The 14,337-nt window shown below is 46.5% G+C and carries 10 protein-coding genes; 4 read left to right on the forward strand and 6 right to left on the reverse strand.

Features of this window, described 5'->3' with window-relative positions:
- Positions 1 to 47 precede the first annotated feature (47 nt).
- Complete coding sequence (locus CLV98_RS18315) at positions 48 to 1,187, reverse strand: acyl-CoA dehydrogenase (protein ID WP_109676621.1); 1,140 nt, start codon at positions 1,185 to 1,187, stop codon at positions 48 to 50.
- Positions 1,188 to 1,384: 197 nt separating this feature from the next.
- Between CLV98_RS18315 and CLV98_RS18320 the strand changes: the two genes are divergently transcribed.
- Positions 1,385 to 2,650 carry a hypothetical protein gene (locus CLV98_RS18320; protein ID WP_109676624.1) on the forward strand — a complete coding sequence of 422 codons (1,266 nt, stop codon included), beginning with the start codon at positions 1,385 to 1,387 and terminating at the stop codon, positions 2,648 to 2,650.
- Positions 2,647 to 3,900 (forward strand): hypothetical protein, encoded by a 1,254-nt coding sequence (locus CLV98_RS18325; RefSeq protein ID WP_109676625.1) that lies wholly within the window; start codon positions 2,647 to 2,649, stop codon positions 3,898 to 3,900. The genes CLV98_RS18320 and CLV98_RS18325 overlap by 4 nt, the downstream gene beginning before the upstream one ends.
- A gap of 101 nt (positions 3,901 to 4,001) precedes the next feature.
- On the opposite strand, the gene serS is transcribed toward CLV98_RS18325, so the two are convergent.
- The 5 genes from serS to glyA all read right to left on the reverse strand — a co-directional run bounded on the left by serS (position 4,002) and on the right by glyA (position 9,603).
- On the reverse strand, positions 4,002 to 5,294 hold the full coding sequence (serS, locus tag CLV98_RS18330) for a serine--tRNA ligase (RefSeq protein WP_109676627.1): 1,293 nt from the start codon (positions 5,292 to 5,294) through the stop codon (positions 4,002 to 4,004).
- A 73-nt stretch (positions 5,295 to 5,367) separates the two neighbouring features.
- Positions 5,368 to 6,726: an aspartate kinase gene (locus tag CLV98_RS18335; protein WP_109676629.1), complete on the reverse strand. Its 1,359-nt coding sequence runs from the start codon at positions 6,724 to 6,726 to the stop codon at positions 5,368 to 5,370.
- A 45-nt stretch (positions 6,727 to 6,771) separates the two neighbouring features.
- Positions 6,772 to 7,266, reverse strand: coding sequence for a 6,7-dimethyl-8-ribityllumazine synthase (gene ribH, locus CLV98_RS18340; protein WP_109676631.1), 495 nt, complete (start codon positions 7,264 to 7,266; stop codon positions 6,772 to 6,774).
- 93 nt (positions 7,267 to 7,359) lie between these two features.
- A complete protein-coding gene (locus CLV98_RS18345) occupies positions 7,360 to 8,061 on the reverse strand; it encodes a tetratricopeptide repeat protein (RefSeq protein ID WP_109676633.1) in 702 nt (233 codons plus the stop codon).
- A gap of 237 nt (positions 8,062 to 8,298) precedes the next feature.
- Positions 8,299 to 9,603, reverse strand: coding sequence for a serine hydroxymethyltransferase (gene glyA / locus CLV98_RS18350; RefSeq protein ID WP_109676635.1), 1,305 nt, complete (start codon positions 9,601 to 9,603; stop codon positions 8,299 to 8,301).
- Positions 9,604 to 9,970: 367 nt separating this feature from the next.
- Here glyA and nagB point away from each other — a divergent pair, with 367 nt between their 5' ends.
- Positions 9,971 to 11,905, forward strand: a complete 1,935-nt coding sequence (gene nagB / locus CLV98_RS18355) for a glucosamine-6-phosphate deaminase (protein WP_211320065.1) — start codon at positions 9,971 to 9,973, stop codon at positions 11,903 to 11,905.
- A gap of 523 nt (positions 11,906 to 12,428) precedes the next feature.
- Entirely contained in the window at positions 12,429 to 14,318 is a 1,890-nt protein-coding gene (gene mutL / locus CLV98_RS18360) for a DNA mismatch repair endonuclease MutL (RefSeq protein WP_109676639.1), read from the forward strand.
- The last annotated feature ends 19 nt before the right edge of the window (positions 14,319 to 14,337 follow it).

Below are 14,337 nucleotides of genomic sequence, written 5' to 3' on the forward strand. Positions count from 1 at the left end.
TTTAATCCAAGTTTTAAGAAAAGGAAGATTACAACCCCTTTTTTGCCCTATTTTAAGATTTCACGGGCGATCACCAGTTTCTGAATTTCGGAGGTACCTTCATAAATCTGTGTAATCTTAGCATCCCGCATATGGCGTTCCACATGGTACTCTTTCACATAGCCATAGCCCCCATGGATTTGGACCGCCTCCGTAGTCACCCACATGGCCACCTCCGAGGCAAATAACTTGGCCATAGCCGCCTCGTTAATATAATTCTTCCCACTGTCTTTCATCCAGGCTGCTTTGTAAACGAGTTGTCGGGCCGCTTCAATGCGGGTAGCCATTTCAGCGAGTTTAAATTGTATCCCCTGATGCTCACTAATGGGTTTGCCGAATGTACGCCGTTGTTTGGCGTACTGAAGCGACAACTCATAGGCCCCCGCCGCAATCCCTAGGGCCTGAGCCGCTATACCGATCCTTCCCCCATTAAGGGTGTTCATGGCAAACTTAAACCCAAATCCGTCTTCTCCTATTCGTTTACTTTTGGGCACCTTCACATCGGAAAACAGTAAAGAGTGGGTATCGGAGGCCCGAATCCCCATTTTATCTTCCTTCCTGCCTACCACGAACCCCGGCAACCCTTTATCGACCAAGAACACATTGATGCCCCTATGCCGCTTGGCGGGGTGGGTCTGCGCTATTACCAGGCATACTTCCGATATATTACCATTGGTTATCCAATTCTTAGTTCCGTTAATCAGATAATGGTCGTCCATTTCTACAGCCATGGTATGCTGTGAGGTCGCATCGGACCCCGCCTCGGGCTCCGAAAGGCAGAAGGCCCCTAGTTTAGTACCGGTGGCTAGGTCGGGCAAATAGGCCCTTTTCTGCTCCTCAGTACCATATGCTTCTATTCCCCAACAAACCAACGAGTTGTTGACCGACATGATCACCCCAGCGGAAGCGTCGACCTTGCAGATTTCTTCCATGGCAATTACATAAGACAAGGTATCCATTCCCCCCCCACCATATTGCTCGGGGACCATCATGCCCATGAAGCCCATTTGCCCCATCTTCCTTAAGCTATCTTTATCGAAAGTTTGAGAATTATCGCGCTCAATAATACCCGGAAGTAACTCTACCCGGGCGAAGTCGCGGGCGGCCTGTTGAATGGCCACTTGTTCCTGATTCAAAATATATTCCATCTCCTAAACTAGTTCAGAATGTTTACCGTTTAAATCCTGTCACAAAATAGAATATTAATAGGTAGTATGCAAGCATACCAAATCGGTTTGATCCAAAAGCTAAATCCATGGAGCCAAACCAAAAAAACTTGTTTAGTTTTGTGATATCATTCTAAGTACTAAAGCTAAAATCTTCATCAGCCAGTATCACCATCAAAATGTCAATCAATACGGTTTTCTTAATCAAGATGATCATCAATATAGGCCTAACGTTAGGCCTATTTTGGACTATCAGCCAACGTACACGTTTCAAAAAATGGCAATTATCTCAGGATAAATTGGTTTTTAGCCTTGGCTTTGTCGCACTTAGGTTAATCCCCTGGATCGCCATTTTCTTGGTAATCCATGAAGAGCCACGAGGGGATATCCCTTTCTTTTTTTACAAAGCCGAAGCCGCCAAATTAGGAGGATTCGTATACCGCGACTTTTGGTCCTACCACGCGCCTTTATTCGCTTACATCATCAGCATCCCCGTCTGGATATGGCACAACTCCCGCGCCATTGTCCTGTTTATGGTACTGATGGAAGGCGCCATCCTATGGCTCACCTACACGACCTATAAGCGCCGGTCCGAATATGCCCTGCAATATGCGATCATTTACCTTTTGTTGCCTGCGGCTTTTATGTACATCCTCGTAGACGGCCAAGAGGAGGTATGGTTCTGGGGGGCAGGGTTATTATTATGGCGTATCACACTTTATCACAAGACCAATATCGAAGTCAAACTCGGACTCTTGTATGCGGCCACCCTGCTTACCATCAAGGTAACTTTTATATTCCTGTTACCAGCCGTGCTGATACTGGTGGCTAGGCCCATGCGAATGCTGCTGGTGATGGCTGCCATAGGACTACCGGCGGTGGGTTTTCTGTACTGGCAGGTTGGAGACCTTTTTTTGATGCCTATTCAGCATACCGAACAGCTGATGACCCCCAATTTGTTTTCCATCACCAGGCCAATCATTGAACTCTTTGTACATATCAACGAAAAGAACACGCCCCTAATCAACTGGTTTGGGTTATTATTCACTACCTTTATTCCCGCTATTTTCGCTTATAAGGGCCGTAAGCGACCGATTAGTGAAATACTCCCAGCGGTGTTCACCTCGAGCTTTATTTGCATGATGATCTTCCAAGCCAGCGCTATGGGAGCCTATTTAATGGCCTACCTGATGGTGCTGTTATTCGAAATTATAGACATTCGCAAAACCCTACATATCGTCGTTCTTGTGGCCCTCAACTGGCTTACGGTGGTTCAACCGTTTGTATGGGTTACCCAAGGGCAGCCGGCCTATACTTCTTTTGGGATGTTTGCCAACCCCACTTACCTTTTCGAATATACCCTTCAGGTACTAAATGTCGCCTGTTTGATTTGGGCCTTGTATAAGACCTACCAACATATTGATCCAAAACCCGCCTTGACATGAACATCGTCTATGGAAAATTAGCCATCAGTTTGGCCTGTACCCTCCTGATCATCGTCATGCTAGTACGGCGTAAAGCCATCACTGCCTGGCTCGACGGGCAATCTAGCAAAGTGGTGCTTACAGCTGGCTGGCTCTTATTTCGGCTGCTTCCCTTCGTGGGCGTGTACCTAATCGCCGGCCTCTCTACCACTTCCGATGTCAACGGGTTCTGGGACGAAGGCAGTAAGGCCTCCCTGGGTCAGATCGTCTACCGGGACTTTTGGTCGCCCTATTCCCCCCTTTATGCCTACTTTTTAGGGGCATTCCTAAAGCTTTGGTACGACCCCAAAATGATCGTGCTGACCATGGCCCTCATGGATGGAGTAGCACTCTGGCTTTCCTTTATTTTTTACCGACCACTGGTTACTCAAGGTAATCTCCTTTTCAAAGCCATGGTATACCTGTTGTTTCCAGGTTCTTTGGTCCTGTGTATTATAGGGGCACAGGAGGATGTATGGATGTGGCTTTTTGTCGTATTGGCCTATTTGGTACAAAAACGTACAGGAAAAGTGACTTGGTATGCCGTAATATTGGCGATAGGCTTGTTGACTACCAAGGCTATTTTTGTGCTAATCCTATTTCCCTTATTTCTTATAGAAAAAGAGAAAATCCGTTTCCTTGTACCCATGGCCGCCATCGGCCTACTTTCCTTGGCTATCTTATACCCGCTGGTAGGCTGGGAGTTCATGCAGCCCTTAGACGAAGCCAAAACGCTTCGCGCACCCAATATTCCCGCTGTGATTAACCCCTGGTTCGCTAACCAGATAGGCGTTGGAGAGAAATTCTGGAATTGGATCGGATTGCTCCTGTCCCTAGGCCTAGGTAGCTGGACGGCGTTGCGCTTCCAAAACAAAAGCTTTCAATACATGCTTTCGCGCACTTGGGTGGTGCTGTTTGCCACCATGATGATCGTCCAACAAAGTGCTTACAGCAATTATATCTTCCTATTCCTGATCCCGCTCATGTACGGCGTGGTCGACTGGACTAGCAAAAAGCAGGTGGCCCTCCTTCTGATTTACAACATTTTGTGCGTCGTGCATCCATCTATCTGGTGGCGGTTAGATATGCCCAAATACCATTCTCTAAACGACATCGTAGCCACCCAGACGAGTCTGATGGATTATAGCTTGCAACTCTGCATCATCGTCCTTACGGGTTATTTTATCAGACTGGCCTTCCGGGAGTCCAATGTTATGGTACAGCAGCATTAAATATTTCGGGAGCCTATAGGCTCCTCATAGCAAGGCGGTTAACGACCAAGAGCCGGGAATTACTCCCCGGCTCTTGGTCGTTAATCCAATAATATGCATTCCTACTCTATCACCTCGAAGCCACAGTAAGGTACGAGTACCGCTGGTACTTTCACCGTACCGTCGGCCTGTTGATTATTCTCCAGCATAGCAGCAAGGATACGTGGCAAGGCCAGGGCCGATCCATTGAGCGTATGCAAGGGATGGGTCTTTTTATCGGCGTTTTTATAGCGTAGTTTCAGCCTAGTGGCCTGGTAAGTTTCAAAGTTGGACACCGAGCTACACTCTAGCCAACGCTCCTGCCCCGCCGACCATACTTCAAAGTCGAAGGTTAAAGCGGAAGTGAAGCCCATATCGCCAGCACATAGGCGAAGCACCCGATAGGGAAGCTCAAGGTTTTCGAGCAAGCTTTGCACATGAGCTACCATAGCATCTAGAGCGGCATAGGAGTCTTCAGGTTTTACAACCTGTACAATCTCCACTTTGTCGAACTGATGCAAGCGGTTGAGCCCCCGTACATGAGCGCCCCAGCTCCCTGCCTCCCTGCGGAAACAAGGCGTATGGGCCGTTATCTTTATGGGTAAGTCGGCCTCGGTCAACATCACGTCCCTGAAAAGGTTGGTAAGGGGGACTTCGGCAGTAGGTACCAAATAGAGATCGTCGGCGGTAGCATGGTACATTTGGCCCTCCTTGTCGGGAAGTTGCCCTGTACCGAAGCCCGAATCCTCATTGACCAAAATCGGTGGCTGTACCTCCATATAACCGGCCTTAGCGGCTTCGTCTAAGAAGTAGGCAATCATTGCCCTTTGGAGGCGAGCCGCTTTGCCTTTATACACCGGAAAGCCCGCTCCCGTGATCTTATTTCCCAACTCAAAGTCGATGATGGGTCCTTGTGCTTGGCCCAGCTTTTTGATCAGCTCCCAGTGAGGCAAAGCGCCTGAGGGTAAGGTGGGCTTAACCCCGCCCTCTTGAACGGTCACGTTATCGTCGGCAGTACGTCCTTCGGGTACCGACTCATGTGGCAAGTTAGGAAGCTTTACTAGCTCAATATGAAGCTCCTGCTCCACGGCTTTATGCTGCTCATCTAGGCTCTTAGACCTTTCTTTCAAATCCGCTGTTTCGGCCTTTGCAGCCTCAGCCAGTTCCCTTAGCCCCGACTTCATGAGTCCTCCAATCTCCTTCGCTTTGGCATTGGAAGCGGCCAGCACATCGTCCAACTCCTGTTGTAGGGCTCTTCTTTTTTTGTCGAGTTCCAATACCAGCTCTACCACCTGCTGGGCCTCATGGAAGCCCCGTTTTTGTAGGCCAGCAATGGTTAACTCGGTATGTTCACGTATAAATGCTGTTTGTAACATGGTGGATGTTCCGCAGCACTGGGCTACGGACTATTTAAATGTGATTGTTTAAAACATTAGCCCGTCGATTGACTCAGGGAGCCGTAAAAATGTCCTTCATGGCATCTTCATAAAAGAACAAACGCTCATTGAGAACATTCAAAGCTTCGGCCTTATACTTGGAGTGGATCAACAAGGAAAGGTTGTGTTCGGAAGCTCCATAGGAAATCATTCGAATGGGGATATTCTTCATAGCATCGAGCACTTTCATGGCAATTCCTTCTTTGTCGGCACTAAAGTTACCTACAATACAGATGATGTTCTGATCCCGGTCGTGTTCCTCCAAGTCCGCAAACTCGCGTAGTTCGGCGGTAATGGCCTCTAAATTGGTATCGTTATCGATGGTTACCGACACCGATACCTCCGAAGTGGTGATCATGTCGACAGGCGTTTTATACTTTTCGAAAATCTCAAACACCCTCCTTAAGAACCCATAGGCATTGAGCATGCGGGTAGAGTGGATATAGATGGCGGTGATATTATCTTTGGCGGCAATAGCCTTAATCTCCCGATCGCTCGACTGGTTGGCTATCAGAGTGCCCGGGGCTTCTGGTTGCATGGTATTTTTGAGCCTTACCGGGACGTGCCGCAGCTTAGCGGGCGTAATGGTGCTAGGGTGCAATATTTTCGCCCCAAAATAAGCCAATTCTGCCGCCTCTTCGAAAGTCAGTTCTCGAATAGGAAAGGTTCTTTTCACGATCCGAGGGTCATTATTATGCATCCCGTCTATGTCGGTCCATATCTGAATTTCTTCGGCCCGTATAGCCCCGCCAATTAGCGAAGCCGTATAGTCCGACCCCCCTCTTTTGAGGTTATCGACTTCCTCCCTTGGGTTACGACAGATAAATCCTTGGGTGACGATAATTTTCTTATCGGCATGTTGCTCCAGCATAGCCGTTAACCTGGTTTCAATTTCGAGCATTTCCGGCTCTCCATCGGCATCGATACGCATAAACTCCAAGGCTGGAAACAATACGGAAGAGTCGCCTTGTTCCGACAAATAGGCTTGAAACATTTTGGTACTCAAAAGCTCTCCTTCGGCTACAAGCTCCTTCTCATGCTTAGGAGCGAAAGGCCTGATACCGATCAGAGAACGAATGTATCCAAATTCACTTTCTACGACCTTCTTCCCCTTTTCAAGTCCGGCCTCGGTGGTATAAAGTTCTTCTAAAAATGCATCGTAGTGTTTCCTAAGCGCCTCGAGCTGCTCAAAAGCACTGTCGGTTTCATTAGCCTTAGCGGCTTCACCTATGGCGATAAGGGCATTGGTACTACCCGACAAGGCGGATAATACCACAATTTTACGACTTGAATCGTCGACCAGCAGTTGGCGGATCGAATGCATGCGTTCCGGCTTTCCTACCGAAGTTCCACCAAATTTCCAGACTTGCATATTGGGATATTGATTTTATGATTTCCTTGTTATACTAATTACCTTTTAAGCGAGCACCTTGTCTTTGAGGCCTACCATTTTGATAGCCGTCATAGCCGCCTCGTCGCCCTTATTACCATGCACCCCACCGGCTCTATCTACGGCCTGTTCCATGGTGTTGGGAGTAAGCACCCCAAAAATAATTGGCTTATTATTGGCAATACTGGCATTGGTAATCCCCTGGGCCACCGCATGGTTGATATAATCGTTATGCTTAGTTTCCCCCTGAATGACCACCCCAAGGGCGATTACGGCGTCGATGTCGGCACGCTGGGCAAACCAATGCGCGGCCACAGAGAGCTCAAAACTACCTGGCACATTCCCTCTTACAAGCAGGTCAGGGGAGGCACCATAGGCTATCAGTGTTTGATAAGCCCCTTCATACAACTTTTCAGTTATTTCTGAATTCCACTCCGCCACTACTAAGGCAAACTTCTTGTTGCTAATATTGGGGAGGTCGTCAATTGAAAAGACACTTAAATTTTTATCGGCTGTAGACATATTTTTTTACTAATAAAATGTTTAAAAAAACAAAAAAAGGATAAAACCGTCGTCGGCTTTATCCTTCCTTATAGAGACATTAATGAAACTTCATTATTTGCCGACTTGTCCCTCTATTAATCCCATGTATTTCTTGGCATTCACCACCTCAGATGATAATGGGAATTCTTCCACTACACGTTTATAGCTGGCTAAAGCGCTCGAAAAATCATTGGCTTTTTCTTGAGCCAAAGCGAGTTTCATTAAATATACGGGTGTAAAGTATTGATTCGTCTTATAATCGGAAGCCTTTTTATAGTTGGCCACCGCTTCGGAAAACTGATTTTTCTCCATGTAAGCGTCCCCAATAAGGGCTTTCGCACGCGCTTGTACCAGCAAGTCGGAAGAGCTAAACGACTCCAGGTGACTGATGGCCTCGTCGAACTTACCTTGTTTCAAGAGGGCTACACCTGCATAAAAATTAGCCAAATTGCTGGCATCCGTACCTTTATAGCCATCTGCAATAGATAGCAAACCTTCATTTCCTCCACTCCCATTAAGGGCAGCTTGCAAAGAATCGGCTTCAAAATCGTAAACTACTGTCGAAAGAGCCGCTTGCGCAGTTTCTTCCTGACCATCTATATAATACCGGTATCCTCCAAAGGCCACTATCGCCAACAATATGGCCCCACCTAACCCTACAACTACCTTCCGGTTTTTTACAAAGAAGTCCTCAGCCTTGTTAATCTGGCTGGCTAGTACTTCTGGGTTTTCTATTATTTCAAGCCCGGAAGGATCCGTATTTTTCTTGCTCATATCAATTAATTCAATTTTGGAGTGCAAAGTTATGAAAACTTTATTAAGTCAAAACATGTTAGCGCACAATTCTTTAGAGCAAATAGCATACAAATCAACCCATTGTCCAAATTGTGGCCTGTCCAAGCAGGCTCAATCGTCCCACTTCCGCCGTACCCTACGCTCTAAAAACGTATAGACTGTGCAATAAGTACGACTTAAAGCACAGTCTATCAAATTAATATCGCCTTTCAAGCTCTAAACGTATAATGGAAACTGCTTCATCCAGGTATTGATCTCGGTTTTGGCCGAAGCTATTTTAGCCTCCTGATCGTGGTTCATCAAAACCATGTCGATAAGATCCACGATACGTGCCATATCCGACTCTACCATACCACGGGTGGTAATAGCAGCCGTTCCTACCCGAATACCGGAGGTTACCATAGGGGATTTATCATCGAAGGGCACCATATTCTTATTGATGGTAATATCCGCCTTAATAAGGGTATTCTCTGCTAACCGCCCTGTCAATCCATAATCGACACCATTTTTGGTGCGCAAATCGATTAGCATTAAGTGGTTATCGGTTCCACCCGAAATAATTTTATATCCTTTATCTATGAATGCAGTAGCCATAGCCTGAGCATTTTTAGCTACTTGAGTGGCATAATTGGCATAGCCATCGGTAAGTGCCTCCCCAAAAGCGATGGCTTTGGCAGCGATAATATGTTCTAATGGCCCCCCTTGCGTTCCAGGAAATACTCCTGAATCCAAAAGTGAGGACATCATCCGTACTTTACCTTTGGCGGTCGTAATTCCGAATGGGTTTTCAAAGTCATTGCGCATCATAATGACCCCGCCACGAGGACCTCTCAGGGTTTTGTGCGTTGTGGTGGTCACGATATGACAATGATCGAAGGGATCATTGAGTAGCCCCTTGGCGATGAGCCCCGCAGGGTGCGAAATATCAGCGAGTAACAAGGCTCCCACTTGGTCGGCAATGTTTCTTAGCCGTGCATAGTCCCAGTCGCGGCTATAAGCCGAAGCACCACAAATGAGCAACTTAGGCTTTTCTTGTAAAGCTTGCTTTTCTACTTTATCCCAGTCTATCAGCCCGGTTTCGGCCTCTACACCATAAAATACAGGCTGGAAGTATTTACCCGAAATGTTGACCGGTGACCCATGAGAAAGGTGCCCGCCGTGAGCTAGATTGAAACCCATGATTTTATCGCCAGGATTCAAACATGCCAAGAAAACGGCCGTATTGGCTTGTGCTCCTGAATGCGGCTGCACATTGGCCCAAGTAGCTCCAAATAAGGACTTTAACCGGTCAATGGCTATTTGCTCTATTTCATCAACTACCTCACAGCCGCCATAATAACGCTTCCCTGGAAGGCCTTCGGCATATTTATTAGTAAGCACACTTCCTGCTGCTTCCATTACCTGAGGGGAAGTAAAGTTTTCAGAAGCAATCAGTTCGATACCAGACTCTTGTCTGTGTTGCTCTTTATTGATCAGATCAAAAATAGTTGTGTCACGTTCAACGCTTGTGAGTGTAGACATGGGATTGACGGGATGTTAAATGATATGGTACTTCAAAGTGCAAAAATACATGCATTTCTTGGGGTTTTAAAATTCCCCCTTAGAATTATTCATAGTAACCTCAGTGGATTATCATCCCCATATAATAGATTGAGCCTCTATATGCCTTTATTAATTAGCGTACCGACTGGTTATTTTTAAATTTTTTTAATAATATTCGAATTGAATCGTATTTTTGTGTTGCCATTACCTTTTTATCTCTCAGCCCATAGAAGGTAAACCACTAAAAATGGCTGAAATAGAGCAAAAACTATTCTTAAATCTCAGATACAACCATCATCTCTCAAAATTTATGGACGAACAAGTGCTTGACCCGCAAACCATCTTAATGCAAACGGCCAATAATCCCACGAGTGGTACGATTGGACAACCCATTACCTATGAGAAAATTGCGACACGGATCTTCGCCAACTCCAAGGAGGCCTCTGGTGCCGTAGCCAAGGAGATTGCGGATTTGATTCGTAAAAAGCAAAAAGAAGGCAAGTCCTGCGTGCTGGGGTTAGCCACTGGCTCCTCCCCCAAGACCGTCTATGCGCAGCTGATACGCATGCACAAAGAAGAGGGGCTTAGCTTTAAAAACGTGATTTCATTCAATCTGGATGAGTACTATCCTATGGAGCCCGACTCCATACATAGTTACCACCGTTTCATGAAAGAACAACTATTCGACCATGTAGATATCCCCAAGGAGAATTACTATCTCCCCTCGGGCACTTTACCTGCAGAATCGATACCCGATTTTTGCACCTCTTACGAAAATAAAATAAACGCCTTAGGAGGATTGGACTTCCAATTATTAGGTATAGGAGGCAATGGCCACGTTGGCTTTAACGAACCCGGTGCACTCATCAACTCCCGTACACGGCTCATCACCCTCGACCACTCTACCCGTGCAGCTGCAGCCATGGAATTCGGCGGCCTTCATAAGGTTCCTCGTAAGGCGATCACCATGGGGATTACCCCTATCCTAAATGCCCGACGCATCGTTTTGCTCGCATGGGGTGAACGTAAAGCCGGGGTTATTCGCCAGTCTGTAGAAGGCCCAGTAACGGAGCATGTTCCCGCTTCTTACTTACAAGCACACCCCAATGTTTCCTTTGTAGTTGATGAAAGTGCAGCCTCCGAGCTTACCAGAGTGAAGACCCCTTGGGCGGTAGATACCGTAGTATGGGACAACGCCATGGTGAAGAAGGCCGTTAGCCATTTGTCCACCACACTACGTAAGCCTATCCTAAAGCTTACCGACAAGGACTATAACGACCATGGGATGAGTGACTTGCTAGCGCAGCATGGCTCTAGCTATGAAATTAATATCAATGTATTTAATCAGCTGCAACACACCATCACAGGCTGGCCAGGTGGAAAACCCAACGCCGACGACAGCAATCGTCCAGAGCGCGCCGAGCCTGCCAAAAAACGGGTGTTGATATTTAGCCCCCACCCCGACGACGACATCATCTCTATGGGTGGTACCTTCCAGCGCCTGGTAGACCAAGGTCATGAGGTTCATGTAGCCTACCAAACTTCTGGAAATATTGCCGTTGCCGACGACGAAGCACTTCGGTTTATGGAGTTTGCCTTAGACTTTGACCAAAACTTCGATATTGCCAATACCAAAACTAAGAAACTCTTCGAAGAAGCTAAGAATTTCCTACGCCATACCAAAGATAGTGAGATCGACACCCCAGAGATCCGTGAGGTAAAGGGGATCATTCGGCGGGGAGAAGCCAAGGCCACCTGCCGGTTTGTTGGAATTCCAACCTCTCAGGCTCATTTCCTTAATATGCCTTTCTACGAAACAGGTACCGTACAAAAAAGTCCTATTTCGGATGCCGACATCAAAATTATTGAGGAGATTATAGAGGAGATCAAGCCACATCAGATCTATGCAGCTGGCGACTTTGCCGATCCTCATGGTACACATAAAGTGTGCTGGGACGCCATAGAAGCGGCACTGGAGCGCTCTAAGCACAAGAAGTTCATGGAAGACTGCTGGGTATGGCTGTACCGTGGCGCTTGGGCCGAATGGGACATCTACGAAATCGAAATGGCTGTGCCTATGAGTCCCGATCAAGTATTGAAAAAACGCCAAGGAATATTTAAACACCAATCTCAAAAAGATGGTGTGGTGTTCCAAGGGGAAGACTCCAGGGAGTTCTGGCAGAGAGCCGAAGAGCGTAACCGGGGCACCGCCCAACTTTACGATGACTTGGGCCTTGCCGAATACGAGGCCATGGAGGCTTTTGTAAGATGGAAGTTCTAGGCTAATCGGCCATATTATCGTTAAAAATAAAGGAGGGTTGTTACGACAGCCCTCCTTTCTAATTTTTACAAAACATAAAATATGGGGTAAGAGAAAAATAATCCGGAAACCTTCATGACAGACTCTCCTCCATTAGAGCTCGATATCCTCCCATAATCGTGTGGTCATTTTCTCGACCATCCTCACTATTCCCTCTACTGCACCAAAAACAATACAAAGGGGTAAAATAATAGGTAAAAAAATAAACCATTGGAGGGCCATGGTAAAATTGAACTTTTTAACAATTGGTGCTTTCATATGCTTCTTGAAATCGGCTGGTTAACGTGCCTTAAATTTTTTAGTTATAAAGATCAATATTACAAATATAAAATCACATTTAATAAAAATATCAATAAAAAATATAACTATAATGGACAAAAAATGACAAGCTGTCCAAAAGACCTGACTTCGGATTACGATTAAAACTACAGCTCTTGAAAAAAATTTGTTATTTTGTTATAGCTTACTAATTCAATAGAACATCATGCCATCTACGGACATCATTCAACTACTACCAGACTCCATAGCGAACCAAATCGCAGCCGGCGAGGTGGTACAGCGCCCCTCATCGGTGGTTAAGGAACTTCTGGAAAATGCCATTGATGCTCATGCAAGCCATATACAGGTTATACTCAGAGAAGCAGGCAGAACCCTCATACAAATCATCGATAACGGGATCGGGATGTCCCAAACCGACGCACGTCTGTCTTTCGAACGCCACGCTACCTCCAAAATAAGACTATCCGAGGACCTTTTCAAGATCAGAACGATGGGGTTTCGAGGAGAGGCCTTAGCCTCTATTGCTGCCGTAGCGCAGGTAGAACTAAAAACCAAAACCAATGATGATGAGCTAGGCACACTCATTCGGATTGAGGCCTCAGAAATAAAATCCCAAGAAGCGGTGGCCTGCGAAACAGGCACGAGTTTTTCTGTTAAAAACCTCTTCTTTAATGTGCCAGCCCGAAGGAATTTCCTAAAATCGAACGCTGTAGAAATGAGGCATGTGCTGGATGAATTCCAAAGGATAGCCCTGGCGCACCCCGATGTTAGCCTATCGTTGTATCATAATGACTCGGAGGTGTTTAACCTGCCATCGGGGAAACTCGTAAGAAGGATTATTGATATATTTGGAAAGAGTTACCGCGAACAGCTGGCCTTTTGCCAAGAAGAAACGTCTTATATCAACGTCAGAGGCTTCATTGGCAAACCCGAATTTGCCAGAAAGACTCGAGGCGAACAATACTTTTTCGTTAACGACAGGTATATCAAGCATAATTATATGCACCATGCCGTATTGAACGCCTTCGATGGTACCATTGCCGACGGCAGTCACCCTTTCTACGTTCTGTTTATAGAGATCGATCCGGCACATATCGATATAAACATTCACCCAACAAAAACCGAAATCAAATTTGATGACGAAAAGTCGGTATATGCTATTGTTATGGCCGCTGTTAAAAAGGCCGTGGGCGTATACAACCTGTCACAATCTATTGACTTCGAAGACAATATCAATTTCTTAACCAACACATCAGGCACCGAGCCTAGCCCCAGTAGCAGCCCCAAGGCCGTAACACCCGACTGGGCCGCCCAGTCGAGCAAACCGTCGGAAGGGCACTCCAAAAGCAACTTAACGAACTGGAACAAACTTTTCGAAGGCCTTCAGAGTGCCGAAGGAGGAAAAAGCGAAATAAACGCCTTTGAGACCGGGTCGAGTCCCGCTTCTAGGCCTTCGGCCTATTTGGAACAATCCCGAACCGTGGCCAGCAAAGTGAATAGGATGGCCTCGGAAACGATTACCCCGCCCGAAAACGACGCAATCATTTTCCAGCTGCATAACCGGTATATACTGTCGCAGGTCAAAGATGGCATTATGCTCATAGACCAAAAAGCCGCCTATGAACGCATCCTATTCGAGCGATACAGAAGAATGCTCACCAACCGCAATGGGGCTTGCCAACAATTACTTTTTCCAAAAACGGTTCGGATCTCGCCTTCCGACATGCAGCTGGTTCAAGAAACCCGCCAGGAGATCAGAAGCCTAGGCTTCGAGTTCGACGACTTTGGTCCCAACCAGCTCATCATTAGAGGAATCCCCGCCGACCTCCCCGAAGAGAGCGAGCAGGATTTGTTCGAAGAACTTTTAGAACAGTTAAAACAGAGCTACTCCGACCTAAAGTTGAACAAACTCGAGAGTCTGTCTCGCTCCTTGGCACGGAGATTTTCTGTACGCTATGCCGTCAAACTGTCCACGCTTGAAATACATACGCTGATCAATCAATTATTCGCTTCTACAGACCCCAACCGTACCCCTGGAGGAGAAACCATTATCGTACTGCTGACCATGGATAAGCTAGCTACCATCTTTAAATAGAAAGGTTGCAGGCCATTTG

The sequence above is a fragment of the Dyadobacter jejuensis genome (assembly GCF_003149085.1).
Lineage (GTDB): Bacteria > Bacteroidota > Bacteroidia > Cytophagales > Spirosomataceae > Dyadobacter > Dyadobacter jejuensis.

Bases quoted from the DNA above. Each gene is read 5' to 3' on its own strand.
- CLV98_RS18315 (WP_109676621.1), bottom strand. From the start codon at position 1,187: ATGGAATATATTTTGAATCAGGAACAAGTGGCCATTCAACAGGCCGCC.
- CLV98_RS18320 (WP_109676624.1), top strand. From the start codon at position 1,385: ATGTCAATCAATACGGTTTTCTTAATCAAGATGATCATCAATATAGGC.
- CLV98_RS18325 (WP_109676625.1), top strand. From the start codon at position 2,647: ATGAACATCGTCTATGGAAAATTAGCCATCAGTTTGGCCTGTACCCTC.
- serS (WP_109676627.1), bottom strand. From the start codon at position 5,294: ATGTTACAAACAGCATTTATACGTGAACATACCGAGTTAACCATTGCT.
- CLV98_RS18335 (WP_109676629.1), bottom strand. From the start codon at position 6,726: ATGCAAGTCTGGAAATTTGGTGGAACTTCGGTAGGAAAGCCGGAACGC.
- ribH (WP_109676631.1), bottom strand. From the start codon at position 7,266: ATGTCTACAGCCGATAAAAATTTAAGTGTCTTTTCAATTGACGACCTC.
- CLV98_RS18345 (WP_109676633.1), bottom strand. From the start codon at position 8,061: ATGAGCAAGAAAAATACGGATCCTTCCGGGCTTGAAATAATAGAAAAC.
- glyA (WP_109676635.1), bottom strand. From the start codon at position 9,603: ATGTCTACACTCACAAGCGTTGAACGTGACACAACTATTTTTGATCTG.
- nagB (WP_211320065.1), top strand. From the start codon at position 9,971: ATGCAAACGGCCAATAATCCCACGAGTGGTACGATTGGACAACCCATT.
- mutL (WP_109676639.1), top strand. From the start codon at position 12,429: ATGCCATCTACGGACATCATTCAACTACTACCAGACTCCATAGCGAAC.